The organism is Streptomyces sp. E2N166, from assembly GCF_003671715.1.
Taxonomy (GTDB): Bacteria; Actinomycetota; Actinomycetes; order Streptomycetales; family Streptomycetaceae; genus Streptomyces; species Streptomyces thinghirensis.
The window spans coordinates 190,527-207,437 of record NZ_RAIF01000012.1 but is presented as its reverse complement, the minus strand read 5'-3'; the positions used below and the strand labels follow the sequence as shown (position 1 = coordinate 207,437).

Genomic DNA, 16,911 nt, shown 5'->3' with positions numbered 1-16,911 from the left:
ACCCATGCGGCCCGTTTCCCAGATCGAACGCACGGTGGCGCCCTTCGAGGTCGTCAGCCCCTACCAGCCGAACGGCGACCAGCCGGCGGCCATCGCCGAACTCGCCCGGCGTGTCGAAGCAGGCGAGAAGGACGTCGTCCTGCTCGGCGCGACCGGCACCGGCAAGTCCGCCACCACCGCGTGGATGATCGAGAAGCTCCAGCGCCCCACCCTCGTGATGGCGCCGAACAAGACACTGGCCGCCCAGCTGGCGAACGAGTTCCGCGAGCTGCTGCCGAACAACGCCGTCGAGTACTTCGTCTCGTACTACGACTACTACCAGCCCGAGGCGTACGTCCCGCAGTCGGACACCTACATCGAGAAGGACTCCTCGGTCAACGAGGAGGTGGAGCGCCTGCGCCACTCGGCGACCAACTCGCTGCTCACCCGCCGTGACGTCGTCGTGGTCGCCTCCGTCTCCTGCATCTACGGCCTCGGCACCCCGCAGGAGTACGTGGACCGCATGGTCCCGCTCCGGGTCGGCGAAGAACACGACCGGGACGAGCTGCTGCGCCGCTTCGTGGACATCCAGTACACGCGCAACGACATGGCCTTCGCCCGCGGCACCTTCCGGGTGCGCGGCGACACCATCGAGATCTTCCCGGTCTACGAGGAGCTCGCCGTCCGCATCGAGATGTTCGGTGACGAGATCGAGGCCCTGTCCACGCTCCACCCGGTCACCGGCGAGATCATCAGCGACGACCAGCAGCTGTACGTCTTCCCCGCCTCCCACTACGTCGCGGGCCCCGAGCGCCTGGAGCGGGCCGTCAACGACATCGAGAAGGAGCTGGGGGAGCGGCTGTCCGAGCTGGAGAAGCAGGGCAAGCTCCTGGAGGCCCAGCGACTGCGGATGCGCACGACGTACGACCTCGAGATGCTCCGCCAGATCGGCTCCTGCTCCGGCGTCGAGAACTACTCCATGCACTTCGACGGCCGTCTGCCCGGCTCCCCGCCGAACACCCTGCTGGACTACTTCCCGGACGACTTCCTGCTCGTCATCGACGAGTCGCACGTCACCGTCCCGCAGATCGGCGCCATGTACGAGGGTGACGCCTCCCGCAAGCGGACCCTGGTCGACCACGGCTTCCGGCTGCCCTCCGCCCTCGACAACCGTCCACTGAAGTGGGAGGAGTTCCAGGGACGCATCGGGCAGACCGTGTACCTGTCGGCGACCCCGGGCGCCTACGAGCTCTCCCGCTCGGACGGCGCCGTCGAGCAGATCATCCGCCCCACCGGCCTCGTCGACCCGGAGGTCGTCGTCAAGCCCACCGAGGGGCAGATCGACGACCTGGTGCACGAGATCCGCAAGCGGACCGAGAAGGACGAGCGCGTCCTGGTCACCACGCTCACCAAGAAGATGGCCGAGGACCTCACCGACTACTTCCTGGAACTGGGCATCCAGGTCCGCTACCTGCACAGCGACGTCGACACCCTGCGCCGCGTCGAACTCCTGCGTGAGCTGCGTGCCGGCGAGTACGACGTCCTGGTCGGCATCAACCTGCTCCGCGAGGGCCTCGACCTGCCGGAGGTCTCCCTGGTGGCGATCCTCGACGCCGACAAGGAGGGCTTCCTGCGCTCCGGCACCTCCCTGGTCCAGACCATCGGCCGCGCGGCGCGCAACGTCTCGGGTCAGGTCCACATGTACGCCGACAAGATCACGCCGGCGATGGAGAGGGCGATCGACGAGACCAACCGCCGCCGCGAGAAGCAGGTCGCGTTCAACAAGGCGAACGGCATCGACCCTCAGCCGCTCCGCAAGAAGATCAACGACATCGTCGCGCAGATCGCCCGCGAGGACATCGACACCGAGCAGTTGCTCGGCTCGGGCTATCGCCAGTCGAAGGACGGCAAGGCCGCCAAGGCCCCCGTACCCGCCCTCGGCGGCCAGGCGGCGGCCGGCGCCAAGGCGGCCAAGGGCAAGGGCAAGGGCAAGGAAACCGTGCCGACCGACCGCCCCGCCGCGGAGCTCGCCGAACAGATCGAGGACCTCACCACCCGTATGCGGGCGGCCGCCGCGGACCTGCAGTTCGAGATCGCCGCCCGGCTGCGGGACGAGGTCTCCGAGATGAAGAAGGAACTGCGGCAGATGAAGGAGGCCGGTCTGGCCTGACGGGCCCCCGGGCACGCGCTGTGTTGCAAGACCGACACAAAGTGCGGACCTGGGTGGGGCGCTGTCAGTGTCCCTGCGTAGGGTTCTGGACAACCGCGGGTCCGCGGCAACAGGGGACAGTTCGAGAGGGGATCAGCGCGTGACCGTCAACATGACCAAGGGTCAGGCCATCAGTCTGCAGAAGAGCGACGGCGGCAGCCTGACGTCGGTGCGCATGGGTCTCGGTTGGCAGGCGGCTCCCCGGCGCGGCCTGTTCGGCTCGCGCACCCGGGAGATCGACCTGGACGCCTCCGCCGTCCTGTTCGCGGACAAGCAGCCGGTCGACGTCGTCTTCTTCCGCCACCTGGTGAGCGACGACGGCTCGGTGCGCCACACCGGGGACAATCTCGTCGGCGGTGTCGGCCAGGGCGGCGACGACGAGGCGATCCTCGTCGACCTGCAGCGCGTCCCGGTCCACATCGACCAGATCGTCTTCACCGTGAACTCCTTCACGGGCCAGACCTTCCAGGAAGTGCAGAACGCGTTCTGCCGCCTGGTCGACGAGACCAACGGCCAGGAACTCGCCCGCTACACGCTGGCCGGCGGCGGCGCCTACACGGCCCAGATCATGGCGAAGGTGCACCGCGCGGGCCAGGGCTGGGCGATGACCGCCATCGGTTCCCCGGCCAACGGCCGCACCTTCCAGGACCTGATGCCGGCGATCCTGCCGGTCCTGTAGCAGGTCGGCGGGTACCGGCCGCCCCGTGAGCAGGACGGGCGGTCGCCGCACGACACATCACGAGTGACGCACTGAGTGACACAGGGGGAAGGCGATGACGGCCGAGCTGACGCGGGGACAGAACCATCCGCTTCCCCGGGCCCGTCTCGAGATCCGGATCTCGGCCGGCACACCGATCGTGGCCGGAGCAACGCTCGGTGACGAGAACGGCAGGGTCCACGGCGTGGAATGGGTGGCCCACCCGGGCACGCCCGCCCTGCCTGGTCTGGAGGTCTCCCGGCAGGCAGCCGCCGACCATCGCCTCGCGGTGGACCTGGACGCCGTGCCGGACGCGGTGCACCGCGTCAGTGTGCTGCTCGCCCTGCCCGCCGGCGGGCAGGGCCCGGGCCGCTTCGGGGCCGTCGCCGCACCCTTCGTCGCCGTCACGGGCCTCGACGGTGACGAGGTCGCCAGCTACACCATCACCGGCCTGGAGGCCGAGTCGGCCGTCGTCGCGCTGGAGCTCTACCGGCGGCAGGGTGCCTGGAAGGTGCGGGCCGTCGGCCAGGGCTACACGGGCGGCCTCACCGAACTCCTGACCGACCAGAGCCTGCCCCAGGCCCACGAACTCGCCCGAGGCATCCACGAGGCGGTGGCCGGCGGCCTGGCCCGTTCGGTGCCGGCGCCCCCGGCACGGACGGCCGACGGCAACCGCTCCCGGCAGGCCGCCACCCCGGCGCACGGTACGGACCACGGCGCCGCCGCGTCCCAGGGCACCCCCGGCACCGTGCCCCCGGTGTCCCCGTACGACGCCCCGGGCGTGTCCGACCCGCAGACGCCCGGCGCCCACGCACAGCACGGCACACAGCAGCCGTACCCGGCCGGGCCGGGGGACTCCGCCACCGCCGGCCCGTCGTCCGCGCCCACCGGCGGCGGCCCGATCGACTACAGCCACCCGCGCCGGCAGGACGCCGCTCCGCCTCCGCCCCCGCCGGCCGCGCCGCCGGCCGCGCCCGGGCAGCCCGCGCGGCCCGTCGCGGGCGACGCCACCGGCTGGTCCATGGAGGAGCGGCTCTACAACCAGGTGTGGGGCATGTTCGAGGACCTGGCCCGCACCACGGCCGCGTACCGCAGCGCCGTCGACTTCGCCGACTCGCGCATGGAGAAGGAACTCGACCAGGTCCTGTCCGACCCGCGCAGCCGGATCGGCGGTCAGGGTGACGCAGCCCGGGAAGCGGCGCGCACCCGGCACACCCAGCTCGTGTCCCAGGCCCGGGAGGCCCTGGACCGGGACATCGCTCAGCTCGCCGCCGAGGCGGATGTGGTCGAGCCCGCCCTGCCGGCGGCCTACGCGCGCTGGGACAGCCCCGTCTGGCACGCCTACCGCGTACCCATGGAGATCCCCATGGCCCTGCGGCTGGGCGACCTCCATCTCCCCGAGGCCGACCGCATACGTATCCCGCTGCTGGTCCGGCTGCCGCTGGAGCGCGGACTGTGGATCGACAGCGGGCGTTCCGCCTCGCTCGACGGTTCGTTCGCCGACTCCCACGAGATGCGGAGCCTGGGCCTGGAGACGGCGGTCGCGCACGCGGCGAGGCTGCTCGCCGCCTACCCGGCGGGCGAGTTCACCGTGCACGTCATCGACCCGGCCGGATCAGGGGCGCAGGCACTGGCCCCGCTGGTGCAGACCGGAGTGCTCGCGGCCCCGCCCGCCCTGGGCGCCGCCGGGACGGCGGACGTGCTCGCCCGCCTCACCCAGCGTGTAGACCTGGTGCAGATGGCGTTGCGCGGAGGCGCTCCCGACGCGCTTCCGCCCGGCCTCGACACGTCCCAGCAGCTCCTGATCGTCAACGACTTCCCGCACGGTTTCGACGACCGGGCGGTGAACCAGCTGCGCTACCTCGCGGACGAGGGGCCGGCCGTCGGGGTCCACCTGATGATGGTCGCCGACCGGGAGGACTCCGCCGGGTACGGACCGCTGCTCGACCCGCTGTGGCGCTCGCTTCTCCGGCTGACGCCGGTGGCCGACGACCACCTCGCCGACCCGTGGGTCGGACATGCCTGGACGTACGAGCCCGCGCTCGTGCCGCCCGGCAGCCAGGTGCTCCGGCAGGTGCTCACCCAGGTCGCCGCAGCCCGCCGTCCGTGGGATCGGTGACCCCCTCCGAGCTGGTGTTTTGAGCTTAATTTGCAAATCTCTTTACCCTCCCTTGGGGAATGGGGTACTGTCGTCCGTACGGAGGGGAGTACTCCCTGTCTGTGCGGCGTACCCGTCAATACGGATCAGGCCAGATCCCGGGGCGTCGGCCCGTGGGCTCCGAACGCGTCACGCGTCCCGGACCCGGGTGGAAGAGACCTCCGGTAGCGACGACGCTGACATTTGCCGTGTGACGTACTGCCGGAGGCGTAGTAGTGGAAGTTTCCCTGACCCTGTGGGTCCTGACCATCGTGGGCCTTGCTGCCCTGATCGGGGCCGACTTCTTCATCGGCCGCAAGCCGCACGACGTATCGATCAAGGAAGCCGGGATCTGGACGGCCGTCTGGATCGCCCTGGCGGGCCTCTTCGGAGTCGGCCTGCTCGTCTTCGGCGGCGGCCAGCCGGCCGGCGAGTTCTTCGCGGGCTTCATCACCGAGAAGTCCCTGAGCGTGGACAACCTCTTCGTCTTCATCCTGATCATGGCGAAGTTCGCGGTGCCCTCGCAGTACCAGCAGCGAGTGCTCCTCATCGGTGTCCTCATAGCCCTGGTCCTCAGGGCCGTCTTCATCGCGGCGGGCGCCGCGATCATCGCCAACTTCGCCTGGGTCTTCTACATCTTCGGCGCCTTCCTCATCTACACCGCCTGGAAGCTCATCCAGGAGGCGCGGGCCGACGAGGACGACGAGGAGTTCGAAGAGAACAAGCTGCTCAAGGCGGCCGAGCGCCGCTTCGGCGTCGCCGACCGATACCACGGCACCAAGCTGTGGATCGAGGAGAACGGCAAGCGCATCATGACCCCGATGCTGGTCGTGATGCTCGCGATCGGCACCACCGACGTGCTCTTCGCACTCGACTCCATCCCGGCGATCTTCGGCCTGACCCAGGACCCGTACATCGTGTTCACGGCCAACGCGTTCGCGCTCATGGGTCTGCGTCAGCTGTACTTCCTCCTCGGCGGCCTGCTGAGGAAGCTGGTGCACCTCTCCTACGGTCTGTCGGTGATCCTGGGCTTCATCGGCATCAAGCTGGTGCTGCACGCCCTGCACGAGTCCGGGGTCCACGTCCCCGAGATCAGCATCCCGGTCTCGCTCGGCGTGATCTGCTCCGTCCTGATCGTCACCACGATCACCAGCCTTCGGGCCTCCAAGAAGGCCGAGGCGGAAGAGGCGGTCACCAAGGACGACGACGCTTCCAAGGACAGCGTCGAGGCCTGACCACGTACGACCGACCTCCAGCCGGGTGTGCTGGGGGACCAGCACCGGGAGCGGCGAGCGGCCAGGAGCCGCCCGCCGCTTCCCGCGTGCAAGCGCGGCGAGGGTGCACGGGCCGCCCGGCCCGCGTGACGGGGAATGCGGGGCCCGTCGCCCTCTGCGATGGCGGTCTCCGCACCAACGCCGTGGTCGGCCCGACCGTCCCGGCGGTCGCCCTCGCCTCCGCGTGGCTTCCCGGAGCTCGCCGTCAATCCGTAGACGGGGACGGGGCGAGCGTCAGTACGTGACGGTGATGCGCCGGGCGGGCCCGTCGACCCGTACGGTGCCCCCGTACGGGATGACGACCTGCGGATCGGTGTGGCCGAAGTCCACGTCGAAGACGATCGTGGCCCCGGGGGCGTAGGTCCGCATCGCCCGGAGTACCGCCTCGTGCTGCTCCGCCGCGTACCGGGCGGCTTCGTCGGGGCTGTTGGGACGTTCGAACGACCACGTCTTCGGGCGGGCCATCAGCAGCGCGGAGAAGCGGCGGAGCAGTCCGCGCTCGCCCATGTTGCGCAGGGTGTGGAAGACCTCCGTGGCGCTCGGCATCTCCTCGGACGTCTCCAGGATCAGCACGCCGCCGTCGTACTCCGCCGGGTCGCGTGCGATCTCGCGGTCGGCCATCAGCAGCCAGGCGAGGATCTCCAGGCAGCCGCCCCAACTGCGGCCCTCGGCCACCCGGTCGGCGTTCACCCAGGACCAGCCCGCCCCGGGCCGGGAGCCGGGTTCCTCGTCGAAGGCCGCCGGGTCGGCCCAGTCACGGTTGACGTCGTTCCACCGCTCGGCGGGCCGCAGCTCGTACGGCCCCGAGGTGAACAGCGCTGCGCGCAGGGAGTCGGCGGTCTGCGGGTGCATGGCGCCGGGACGCCCCAGCTCGACCATGACGCTCGCGCCGTGGTAGCCGACGATGCCCGTGTTGCGCAGGTAGGCGAGCAGATTCGTGTTGTCGCTGGTGCCGAAGAACGGCTTCGGGTTGGCCCGGATCAGCTCCCGGTCCAGCAGCGGCAGCACGGTGATCTGGTCGTCGCCGCCGATCGACGCGATCACGGCCTTGATGCCGGGGTCGGCGAAGGCCGCGTGGATGTCGGCGGCCCGCTCCTCGGGCGTCGAGCCCATCTTCCGGGTGGCCGGGTACTCCACCGGGTCCAAGCCGTACTCCTTGCGCAGCCGTTCCAGGCCCAACTCGTAGGGGCGCGGGAAGAGTCCAGGCAGACCGGAGGAGGGGGATATCACCGCGACACGGTCGCCGGGCGAGGGCTTGGGCGGATACGCGATCGGGGTCATGAACGGAGGGTACGGCCGGCCGGATCGTCGGCGCACCGTGATAAACCGGGGTCCGAGCAGCGGTCGCGCAAGGGCCGCCGCACCTCGAACGGACCGGAGGAACCGTGCCCCGCACCCTGGCCAATGCCCCGATCATGATCCTCAACGGCCCCAACCTGAACCTGCTGGGTCAGCGTCAGCCGGAGATCTACGGCTCCGACACCCTCGCCGACGTCGAGGCCCTGTGCGTGAAGGCGGCGACGGCGCACGGCGGCACGGTGGACTTCCGGCAGTCCAACCACGAGGGCGAACTCGTCGACTGGATCCACGAGGCCCGGCTGAACCACTGCGGGATCGTGATCAACCCCGCCGCCTACTCGCACACCTCCGTGGCGATCCTGGATGCGCTCAACACCTGCGACGGGCTGCCGGTGGTGGAGGTCCACATCTCCAACATCCACCAGCGCGAGTCGTTCCGGCACCACTCCTACATCTCGCAGCGCGCCGACGGTGTGATCGCGGGGTGCGGTGTGCAGGGGTACGTGTTCGGTGTGGAGCGGATCGCGGCGCTGGCCGGGGCGGGGCAGGCCCGGACCTGAGACGCCCGGGGCGCCGGCCGCCTTCCCGCCGGCGGGAATCGGGGAACCGGCGGCCCGTGAACGCGTCGCGCCAGGCGCGCGGCAGTCACCAGCCGCGTGCGCGCCACTCCGGCAGGTGCGGCCGTTCCGCGCCGATCGAGGTGTCCTTGCCGTGCCCGGGGTAGACCCACGTCTCGTCCGGGAGTACGTCGAAGACCTTGGTCTCGGAGTGGAGTGCCGCTGTCACGGATTCTGGTGACGACAGCTCGTGGGCTGTCCGGGCACACGAGCTGCCGCATCTTTGTGCGAGCGGTTTCAACACCTGTGCGTGAACCCTCCTGGCCGCTTCGGACAACAGGGGGTGGAATGCATTCACTCCAACTGCACGAAGAAGTGAGGGCCTCGTGGGGGACCCACCCACCGACGACGCGCTGGTCATCCAGGAATCCCTGGAGCGGCCGGAGATATTCGCCAGGCTTTACGACAGACACGCCGCCGAGATCCACCGGTATGTGATGCGCCGGCTGGGCGACAGCCACGCCGACGACATCACGGCGCAGACCTTCCTCATCGCCTTCCGCAACCGCGCCCGTTACGACGTCGCGCGCGCCAGTGCCCGGCCGTGGCTCTACGGCATCGCCAGCAACCTCATCGGCAGCCACCGCCGCTCCGAAGTGCGGGCGCTGCGGGCGCTGGCCCGTACCGGCGTCGACCCGGTGGCCGAGTCCTGGTCGGAACGGGCCGACGAGCGGGTGACGGCCGAGGCCTCGCAGCAGGCGCTGGCCGGGGCGGTCGCGGCCTTGCCCGGGAAGGACCGGCATGTGCTGCTGCTGGTCGCCTGGGCGGACTTCACCTATCAGGAGTGTGCCGACGCCCTCGGGGTGCCGGTCGGTACGGTCCGCTCCCGGCTCAGCCGGGCGCGGCGCAAGATGCGTACGGCGCTCGGCGCCGACCCCACCCTCGTAAGCGACCACAACGGGGCGGTAACTCATGGATGACATGACCAGGATGCACGAGTTGCGCGCCGATGTGCCGACGCCGGACCGGGCGCGGCTGGCTCCCGGCCGCCAGAAGCTGCTGGGAGCAGCGCAGCAGAGCTCTGCCCGCAGGATGCGGTTGGACTGGCGCGTGACGGCTGCGGGGGGCGCCGCGACGGTGATCACCATCGCGGTGCTGGTGACCATGCTCGTCGGTGGCGATGGACCCGAGCGCGGCGTGCAGCCTGCCGGCCCGGACCTGACGTCCGCGACGGCACTCCTGGAGCAGGCGGCGGAAGTGGTGTCGGAGCAGCCGGATCTGCATCCGCGTGACGGCCAGTGGGTCTACCTGAAGACCGCGCAGTGCCTGTACGGAGCGTCGGACGCGGCGCCCGATGCCAAGCCCGAGGTGAGCGAGGAGTGGGTCCAGTACGACAGCCCCGCGAGGGAGGACGACACGGACGGCGACAACGAGCCCTCGCAGCGGCGGCTGTATCGCCTGCTCGCCTCGCTGCCGGATGACCCCGCCGAGATCCGGAAGCAGGCGGCGGACATGTTCCCCATGGGCAAGGACTCCGGCTTGACGGGTGAGCAGATCGAGACCTTCGCGCTCCTGGCGACCCTCAACGAGGCCTATCCCGTGCATCCGCAGGGAATGGCCAAGCTGTACCGGGCCCTGGCCGCGGACCCCGCTATCGAGGTGGTCCCGCACCTGGTGAAGGACCCCCTGGGGCATGACGCCATCGCCATATACCCGGACCTGGGCAGCAAGGCCGTTCAGCGCCGGGAGTACCTCCTCGACCCCGACACCTTCCAGTACCAGGGGAGCCAGTCGGTCGTGGTGGGCGACTACGAGGAGAAGTACCCGGACGGCTCGTCGGCCGGGAGCTCGCACAAGAAGGGCGAGGTCACATTCTGCGAGATGAAGATGACCCAGTCCCTCGTCGACCGGGACGGCGAGAAGCCCTGAACCGGCCGGGCGGAGGTGGCCCGGCGCTCGTGAGCCTTTCGGCGGGCCGACCCGGCGGCGCTGAGCGGCACAGCCGCTGCGCAGAGGCGGAGGGGCCGCCTGGCCCGGCCCGCTCCGCCATCGCGAGTTCGCTGACCGGGCTGAAACCCTGGCGGCAGTCAGACACCTGCTCGTTGTTCTGGCCTTTGTCCAGCGCGCCGTCATGGAGCGGCGGCCCATGGCCACCAGCGCGTGCGGCCCGCCGTGGACGGGCCGCTGTGTTGGTGGATGGATGGGGGCGTTCCCCTGCGTTCACGGGCGGCGGGCCACGGGGTTGGGATCCGCTCCAGGTCTCGGTTGGTGCTGAAGAGAGGGAAGCGTCCCCGACGGCCCACTTCGCCTCCGTGCAGCGGGCCGGGCTGACCGTGGCCACGGCGGTGACCCTGGGCTCGGGTCCGGTACTGGTCACCATCGGAGCCCGGCTCACACTGGGCGAGCGCAGCGGGGGGCGGTCGTCGGACAGTTACCAGCCTCGTGCGCGCCACTCCGCGAGGTGGGGCCGCTCCGTGCCGATGGTGGTGTCGTTGCCGTGGCCGGGGTAGACCCACGTCTCGTCGGGCAGGACGTCGAAGACCTTGGTCTCCAGGCCGTCCATGAGGGAGTTGAACTCTTCCGGACGTGTTGTCCTGCCGGGACCGCCTGGGAAGAGGCAATCCCCGGTGAAGACATGGGGGTGCCCGTGCGGGTCGTCGTACACCAGGGCGATGGAGCCCGGAGTGTGCCCGACCAGGTGGCGCGCGGTGAGTTCCACCTGCCCCACCCGGATCGTGTCGCCGTCGTCGACCGGGACGTCGGTCGGCACCGGGATGCCCTCGGCGTCGTGCCGACCCGCGTAGGTACGGGCGCCGGTGGCCGCGACGACATCGGCGAGCGCCTGCCAGTGGTCGCCGTGCCGGTGGGTGGTGACGACGGACGCGAGGCCGCCGTCACCGATCGTGCCGAGCAGTGAGTGCGCGTCGTTCGCGGCATCGATCAGCAACTGCTCGTCGGTGGCCCGGCAGCGCAGTAGATAGGCGTTGTTGTCCATCGGACCGACCGCGACCTTGGTGATCATCAGGTCCTTGAGCTCATGCACGTCGGCGGGGCCGCCGACCCGCACCACTCCGCTGTACGTCATGTACGCCAGCCTAGGGGGTGTCGTTCGGATCCCGCCGGGGGCGCGGGGTCGGTGGCGAGGCACCGTTGCCCGGAGCCGGCCTGATCCGGACGGCACCCCCTGGCCCCGGGAGGCGGTCCGCGGACCGCCCTCCCGGGCTACAGCGGGGGCAGCGACGGCAGCGGGCCGCCCTCCGTCGAGAGCGCGGTCCCCTCGCGGCGCCCGGCGAGCCAGCCGAGCAGGTCGGCCGGGGGACCGGTGACGGTCACCTCCGGGGCGCTCGCCTCCCGGCCCGTGCTCCACGCGCGCGTGCCGTCCGTGAGGCGGGTGGGCGGCACGTCCGGGTGCCCGGCGAACCGGGCGGCCAGGAAATCGGTCTCCCGCTCCGTGAACTCCGCCGGAAGATCCTCCAGCTCATATCCGATGCCCAGGTCCACGTGGTGCAGCTCCACCTCGACCCAGCGCCGGAACGGCACCCGGGAGGCCGAGTCGGTGATCCCGTTGCGCAGCTCCACCGTGCGCGACCAGTCCCCGGGCACGGCCCAGGCGTCCTGCAACCTGGCCGCGCTCTCGCGCACGTCGGCGATCTGGGCTTCCAGCGGGCGCGGGGCGTCCCGCTGGATGTCGGCGTCCCGGGCCTCGCCGGAGACGTACATGGGGCGTCCTTCGAAGACGTTCACCAGGGCGTCCGCGTTGCGGGCGAGGTGGGCGAGGACGTGGCCGCGGGTCCAGCCCGGAAGCCGTGACGACTCCGTCACGGACGCGTTGTCCAGTTTCCCGACCGCGGTGAGCAGTCGCTCGGTAGCGTCACGTACAGACGCCAGGTCATGCGCGTGATCAATCATGGTGCTGACCCTAGACCGCGCCACACCTTCGGGTGAAGACGATGGACGACGCCCGCAAATCGAATGCACGTGCTATATGGTCGGATGCGGCGTCGGGCATGCTGGGGAGTCGGGGTTTGTTGACAACCGGTGAATCCGACCGGCGTTGTCAGTGGCTCCCCCTAGTCTGAGAAAGACGGGGGCCTCGCCCCTGTCACTTCTCTCAAGAAAGGTGCGGACCGGCGTGGCCGACCGTCTCATCGTCCGTGGCGCGCGCGAGCACAACCTGAAGAACGTCTCGCTCGACCTGCCTCGTGACTCGCTCATCGTCTTCACGGGCCTGTCCGGGTCGGGCAAGTCCTCCCTGGCCTTCGACACCATCTTCGCCGAGGGCCAGCGGCGCTACGTGGAGTCGCTCTCCTCCTACGCCCGGCAGTTCCTCGGCCAGATGGACAAGCCGGACGTCGACTTCATCGAAGGCCTCTCCCCGGCGGTCTCGATCGACCAGAAGTCGACCTCGCGCAACCCTCGCTCCACGGTCGGCACCATCACCGAGGTCTACGACTACCTGCGCCTGCTCTTCGCCCGCATCGGCAAGCCGCACTGCCCCCAGTGCGCCCGGCCGATCACGCGCCAGTCGCCGCAGGCCATCGTCGACAAGGTCCTGGAGCTGCCGGAAGGCAGCCGCTTCCAGGTGCTGTCGCCGCTGGTGCGCGAGCGCAAGGGCGAGTTCGTCGACCTCTTCGCCGACCTCCAGACCAAGGGCTACTCCCGCGCGCGGGTCGACGGCGAGACCATCCAGCTGTCCAACCCGCCCACGCTGAAGAAGCAGGAGAAGCACACCATCGAGGTGGTCGTCGACCGCCTCACGGTGAAGGACACCGCCAAGCGCCGCCTCACCGACTCCGTGGAGACCGCCCTCGGCCTCTCCGGCGGCATGGTCGTGCTCGACTTCGTCGACCTCCCCGAGGACGACCCCGAGCGCGAGCGCATGTACTCCGAGCACCTGTACTGCCCGTACGACGACCTGTCCTTCGAGGAGCTGGAGCCCCGCTCCTTCTCCTTCAACTCGCCCTTCGGCGCCTGCCCCGACTGCTCCGGCATCGGCACCCGCATGGAGGTCGACCCGGAACTGATCGTCCCGGACGAGGACAAGTCCCTCGACGAGGGCGCCATTCACCCGTGGTCGCACGGACACACCAAGGACTACTTCGGGCGCCTGATCGGCGCCCTCGCGGACGCGCTCGGCTTCCGGACGGACATCCCCTTCGCGGGCCTGCCGCTGCGCGCCCGCAAGGCCCTGCTGTACGGCCACAAGACCCAGGTCGAGGTCCGCTACCGCAACCGGTACGGACGCGAGCGCCGGTACACCACGGCCTTCGAGGGCGCGATCCCCTTCGTCAAGCGCCGGCACAGCGAGGCCGAGAGCGACGCCAGCCGTGAGCGCTTCGAGGGCTACATGCGCGAGGTGCCCTGCCCCACCTGTGAGGGCACCCGCCTGAAGCCGCTCGTCCTCGCGGTCACCGTCATGGGCAAGTCGATCGCCGAGGTCTCGGCGATGTCCATCAGCGACTGCGCGGACTTCCTGGGTGAGCTGAAGCTCAGCGCCCGCGACAAGAAGATCGCCGAGCGCGTGCTGAAGGAGGTCAACGAGCGGCTGCGGTTCCTGGTCGACGTCGGCCTGGACTACCTCTCGCTGAACCGTGCGGCCGGCACCCTCTCCGGCGGCGAGGCCCAGCGCATCCGCCTGGCCACCCAGATCGGCTCCGGACTCGTCGGCGTGCTGTACGTCCTCGACGAGCCGTCCATCGGCCTGCACCAGCGGGACAACCACCGGCTGATCGAGACCCTCGTCCGGCTCCGCGACATGGGCAACACGCTCATCGTCGTCGAGCACGACGAGGACACCATCAAGGTCGCCGACTGGATCGTCGACATCGGCCCCGGCGCCGGCGAGCACGGCGGCAAGGTCGTGCACAGCGGCTCCCTCAAGGAGCTGCTCGACAACGCCGAGTCGCAGACCGGCCTGTACCTGTCCGGCAAGAAGGCCATCCCGCTGCCCGACATCCGGCGCCCGCGCGATCCCTCCAGGCAGCTCACCGTGCACGGCGCCCGCGAGAACAATCTCCAGGACATCGACGTGTCCTTCCCGCTGGGCGTGTTCACGGCCGTCACCGGCGTCTCCGGCTCCGGCAAGTCGACCCTGGTCAACGACATCCTGTACACGCACCTGGCGCGCGAGCTGAACGGCGCACGGAGCGTTCCCGGCAGGCACACGCGCGTGGACGGCGACGACCTCGTCGACAAGGTCGTCCACGTCGACCAGTCGCCCATCGGCCGCACCCCGCGGTCGAACCCGGCGACGTACACCGGCGTCTTCGACCACGTCCGCAAGCTGTTCGCCGAGACGACCGAGGCGAAGGTCCGCGGGTACATGCCCGGCCGGTTCTCCTTCAACGTCAAGGGCGGCCGCTGCGAGAACTGCGCGGGCGACGGCACGATCAAGATCGAGATGAACTTCCTCCCGGACGTCTACGTCCCGTGCGAGGTCTGCCACGGCGCCCGGTACAACCGGGAGACCCTGGAGGTCCACTACAAGGGCAAGTCGATCGCCGACGTCCTGAACATGCCGATCGAGGAGGCGACCGACTTCTTCGAGGCGGTCCCCGCCATCTCCCGGCACATGAAGACGCTGAAGGACGTCGGCCTCGGCTACGTCCGGCTCGGCCAGTCCGCGACCACCCTGTCCGGCGGCGAGGCCCAGCGCGTCAAGCTCGCCAGCGAGCTGCAGCGCCGCTCCACCGGACGCACGGTCTACGTCCTGGACGAGCCGACCACCGGTCTGCACTTCGAGGACATCAGCAAGCTGCTGACCGTCCTGTCCGGCCTGGTCGACAAGGGCAACACGGTCATCGTCATCGAGCACAACCTCGACGTGATCAAGACCGCCGACTGGGTCGTCGACATGGGTCCCGAGGGCGGGGCCGGTGGTGGCCTGGTGGTCGCCGAGGGCACGCCCGAGCAGGTCGCGGGTGTTCCCGCCAGCCACACCGGCAAGTTCCTCCAGGAGGTCCTCGGCGCCGACCGGATCAGCGACGCGGTCACGGTGAAGACCCCGCGCAAGGCGGCGAAGACGGTGGCGGCCAAGACCACCGCCAAGAAGACCGCCACCAAGGCGGTCACCGGCACGGCCGCCACGAAGACGGCCACCAAGGCGGCCAAGAAGGCCCCCGCGAAGGCCGCCAAGCCCGCCGCGAAGAAGACGACGCGGACGAGCAAGGCCTGAGCAGAAACCGCGCCGGGCCCCACGGACGATCCCGTAGGGCCCGGCGCGGCGTTCGTGCGGCCGACGCGCTCAGGCGGCCGCCGGCTCCACGAACTGCATGTCGAGCTGGAGCCTCACCACCTCCCCGAGCAGCCCCGGAGCGAAGTCCAGGCCGAACTCGCTGCGCCGGATCTCACCCGTCGCCTCGAACCCGGCGTGGCGGCCGTCGCCGCCGGCGGTCATGGCTCCCAGCCCGCCGAACTCCACGGCGAGCGTCACCGGGCGGGTCACGTCACCGATCGTCAGCTCGCCTTCCATGGTCCAGTCCTGGCCGTCGCCCCACACCCGGGTCGAGCGGTAGGTCATCGTCGGCCGCTTGGCCACGTCGAGCAGGTCGGAGGCGCGTACGTGCGCGTCCCGGTCGGCGTTCCCGGTGTCGATGGAGGCCAGATCGATCGTCGCGGAGACCCGGACGTCCTCGACCCGCTCCCCGACGAACAGTTCGGCCCGCACGCCGCCGAAGCGCCCCCGCACCTTGGCGATGCCCAGGTGGCGGATGGTGAAGTTCACGGCGGAGTGGAACGGGTCCATCGCCCACTGGCCGGGAGCGATCGGCAGGGGAGCGGCGGTGGCGGTGCCGGAGATGTCATTCGTCATGCCTCAACCCTGGGGCGACCGTGCCCTCGCAGGGAGACCGGCCCGAGCGTGGTAGTCGCAGGGCCATCCTTTCGCCCGCGCGCATTGGTACGTTCCAGATGTGAGCGACAACGAGTTGGGCACGTTCCTGCGGACCTGGCGCGAATCCGTCACCCCCGTCGAGGTGGGTCTCCCCGCCGGCGCCCGCCGCCGCACCCCCGGCCTTCGCCGCGCCGAACTGGCCACCCTGGCCGGAGTCAGCGTCGAGTACCTCACCCGGCTGGAACAGGGCCGCGACCGCAACCCGTCCGTCCAGGTGCTCGGTGCCCTCGCCGACGCGCTGAACCTGTCGCTGCGCGACCGCATGCTGCTGCGCCGGCTGACCAAGGAGGCCGACGGCGGCGACCCGCTGCTCTGCGCCGCGGCCCCGCCCCTCAGCCGCGGCGCGCGCCCCACCGTGCGGGCCGTACTGGACCGCCTGGAGCCCACCCCCGCCGTGGTGCTCAACTGGATCGGCGACGTCCTCGCCCACACGGACGGCTACGCGCGGCTCACCGGACCGCTCGGGCTGTTCGACGACGGCCGGCCCAACCTGCTCCGGTACCTGTTCACCGACGAGCGGGCCCGCGCCGCCTACCCCGACTGGGACCGCGTGGCCGACGACCTGGTCGCCCAGCTCCGGCACGAGGCCCCGCTGCGCGACCCGTACGTGGCCGAGCTGGCCGACGAGCTGACGGTGACGGCGGGGGCGGCGTTCACCGACCGGTTCGCAGACCTCGCGGTGGCCCCGCGACGCGTCGGGACCCAGCACGTCGAGCACCCGGAGGCCGGACCCCTGCGGCTGTCGTACGAGACGCTGGCGCTTCCCGAGGAGGGCCAGCGGATCGTCGTACACCTGCCCGCGGACGACGCCACGGCCGCGGCGCTGGACCACCTCGACGGCCGCCGCCCTGGCGCCCTGCGGGCCGTG

Annotated in this window: 13 protein-coding genes and 2 pseudogenes; 10 read left to right on the top strand and 5 right to left on the bottom strand. The window is 70.5% G+C overall.

Going from position 1 to position 16,911, the window contains the following annotated elements:
- Positions 1-4: 4 nt before the first annotated feature.
- The 4 genes from uvrB (at position 5) to EBH09_RS08565 (ending at position 6,257) form a co-directional block, all read left to right on the top strand.
- Positions 5-2,149 (top strand): excinuclease ABC subunit UvrB, encoded by a 2,145-nt coding sequence (gene uvrB / locus EBH09_RS08580; RefSeq protein ID WP_121746442.1) that lies wholly within the window; start codon positions 5-7, stop codon positions 2,147-2,149.
- Positions 2,150-2,288: 139 nt separating this feature from the next.
- Complete coding sequence (locus EBH09_RS08575; RefSeq protein ID WP_121746441.1) at positions 2,289-2,867, top strand: TerD family protein; 579 nt, start codon at positions 2,289-2,291, stop codon at positions 2,865-2,867.
- A gap of 94 nt (positions 2,868-2,961) precedes the next feature.
- Positions 2,962-5,004 carry a TerD family protein gene (locus tag EBH09_RS08570; protein ID WP_121746440.1) on the top strand — a complete coding sequence of 681 codons (2,043 nt, stop codon included), beginning with the start codon at positions 2,962-2,964 and terminating at the stop codon, positions 5,002-5,004.
- Between the two features lie 254 nt (positions 5,005-5,258).
- Positions 5,259-6,257: a TerC/Alx family metal homeostasis membrane protein gene (locus EBH09_RS08565; protein WP_121746439.1), complete on the top strand. Its 999-nt coding sequence runs from the start codon at positions 5,259-5,261 to the stop codon at positions 6,255-6,257.
- 273 nt (positions 6,258-6,530) lie between these two features.
- Here EBH09_RS08565 and EBH09_RS08560 read toward each other — a convergent pair whose 3' ends face one another.
- Complete coding sequence (locus EBH09_RS08560; protein WP_121746438.1) at positions 6,531-7,577, bottom strand: S66 peptidase family protein; 1,047 nt, start codon at positions 7,575-7,577, stop codon at positions 6,531-6,533.
- A 104-nt stretch (positions 7,578-7,681) separates the two neighbouring features.
- Here EBH09_RS08560 and aroQ point away from each other — a divergent pair, with 104 nt between their 5' ends.
- Positions 7,682-8,155 (top strand): type II 3-dehydroquinate dehydratase, encoded by a 474-nt coding sequence (aroQ, locus tag EBH09_RS08555; RefSeq protein WP_121746437.1) that lies wholly within the window; start codon positions 7,682-7,684, stop codon positions 8,153-8,155.
- 85 nt (positions 8,156-8,240) lie between these two features.
- Here aroQ and EBH09_RS08550 read toward each other — a convergent pair.
- Positions 8,241-8,390 (bottom strand): annotated as a pseudogene (locus tag EBH09_RS08550) (MBL fold metallo-hydrolase); the annotation flags it as partial.
- Between the two features lie 148 nt (positions 8,391-8,538).
- Here EBH09_RS08550 and EBH09_RS08545 point away from each other — a divergent pair.
- The 3 genes and pseudogenes from EBH09_RS08545 to EBH09_RS38675 form a co-directional block, all read left to right on the top strand.
- Positions 8,539-9,132, top strand: a complete 594-nt coding sequence (locus tag EBH09_RS08545) for an RNA polymerase sigma factor (protein ID WP_055690673.1) — start codon at positions 8,539-8,541, stop codon at positions 9,130-9,132.
- A 1-nt stretch (position 9,133) separates the two neighbouring features.
- A complete protein-coding gene (locus EBH09_RS08540) occupies positions 9,134-10,081 on the top strand; it encodes a CU044_5270 family protein (RefSeq protein ID WP_238697240.1) in 948 nt (315 codons plus the stop codon).
- A gap of 365 nt (positions 10,082-10,446) precedes the next feature.
- Positions 10,447-10,566: pseudogene (locus EBH09_RS38675) on the top strand (EamA/RhaT family transporter); the annotation flags it as partial.
- Between the two features lie 17 nt (positions 10,567-10,583).
- Here the strand turns inward: EBH09_RS38675 and EBH09_RS08530 are convergent.
- Both EBH09_RS08530 and EBH09_RS08525 read right to left on the bottom strand, forming a co-directional pair.
- Entirely contained in the window at positions 10,584-11,237 is a 654-nt protein-coding gene (locus EBH09_RS08530; protein WP_121746435.1) for an MBL fold metallo-hydrolase, read from the bottom strand.
- Positions 11,238-11,374: 137 nt separating this feature from the next.
- Positions 11,375-12,061 carry a maleylpyruvate isomerase family mycothiol-dependent enzyme gene (locus EBH09_RS08525; protein WP_121746434.1) on the bottom strand — a complete coding sequence of 229 codons (687 nt, stop codon included), beginning with the start codon at positions 12,059-12,061 and terminating at the stop codon, positions 11,375-11,377.
- 223 nt (positions 12,062-12,284) lie between these two features.
- On the opposite strand from EBH09_RS08525, the gene uvrA reads away from it, so the two are divergent.
- On the top strand, positions 12,285-15,326 hold the full coding sequence (gene uvrA, locus EBH09_RS08520) for an excinuclease ABC subunit UvrA (RefSeq protein ID WP_121746433.1): 3,042 nt from the start codon (positions 12,285-12,287) through the stop codon (positions 15,324-15,326).
- 69 nt (positions 15,327-15,395) lie between these two features.
- Here the strand turns inward: uvrA and EBH09_RS08515 are convergent, their stop codons facing one another.
- Entirely contained in the window at positions 15,396-15,962 is a 567-nt protein-coding gene (locus EBH09_RS08515; RefSeq protein WP_121746432.1) for a YceI family protein, read from the bottom strand.
- A gap of 100 nt (positions 15,963-16,062) precedes the next feature.
- Between EBH09_RS08515 and EBH09_RS08510 the strand changes: the two genes are divergently transcribed.
- Positions 16,063-16,911: helix-turn-helix domain-containing protein (locus EBH09_RS08510; RefSeq protein ID WP_153182637.1), on the top strand; the 849-nt coding region annotated here is incomplete at its 3' end.